The sequence below is a fragment of the Oleiphilus sp. HI0128 genome (genome assembly GCF_001635365.1).
In genome coordinates this window covers 1-919 of record NZ_LWGG01000034.1, presented here as the reverse complement: position 1 = coordinate 919, position 919 = coordinate 1, and the positions used below count along the sequence as shown (strand labels likewise).

General features: G+C 43.7%; 1 protein-coding gene. It reads left to right on the top strand.

The genetic code is table 11. The features are described 5' to 3' along the window. The coding region (locus A3763_RS00515; RefSeq protein ID WP_304440764.1) for a HAMP domain-containing sensor histidine kinase at window positions 1-919 on the top strand (919 nt) is incomplete at both ends.

Genomic DNA, 919 nt, shown 5'->3' with positions numbered 1-919 from the left:
TTCGCTTAACTCAAATCTTGAAGACATTGTCAGCAAACGTACGAGCATGCTTAAGCGACAGAGTAGTCTACTAGAAGCAATGAGCAGCCAGGCACGAATAGGCGCATGGGAATATGACATTCAAAGTAAAGTGCTAACCTGGTCGTCAAAAACGAGAGAGATATTTGAGGTAGACGATAGCTTCACTCCCACGCCCGACTCTATCAAGCAATTCTATCCCGAACAAAGCATGGGGAAACTTGAAGCACTCCAACTCGAAGCCATCAGATCCGGCACGCCTTGGGCTGAACAGTTAAAAGTAAAAACACATAAAGGCCATCATATTTGGATCACTAGTACCGGTGAAGCAGAGTTTGAAGATGGAGTCTGCCTTCGTTTGTATGGTTCAGTGCAGGACATTGATGCCGAGGTAGGGGCTCATCAAGACCTTGTAGATGCAAAACAAAAAGCCGTGGCTGCAGACGTTGCTAAAAGCGAGTTTTTAGCCAGCATGAGCCACGAGATCAGAACTCCCATGAACGGCATTATGGGTATGCTCCACTTGCTACTAGGTAGCGATCTAAGCGAACAGCAGCGAGATCAGGCTGAACTATCTCTTTCTAGCGCAGAATCCTTACTGTCACTACTAAACGAAATATTAGATATTTCGAAAATAGAAGCTGGCAAGCTAAAACTCGAATATATCGATTTTGACCTTTCTGAGCTTCTTCGTCACCAAGAAAGCTTATGGAAAGGGACTGTTGAAAAGAAAGGCGTCAAGCTTGAACTCCAGTGCACAGACATTTCTCATCAGTATTTAAAAGGTGACCCGAATAGAATTAAGCAAATCGTTTCGAATCTAGTCAGCAATGCAGAAAAGTTTACCGAACAAGGCATTATCAAAATGACCGCTTCGACCTTAGAAGTTGGCGATAAAATA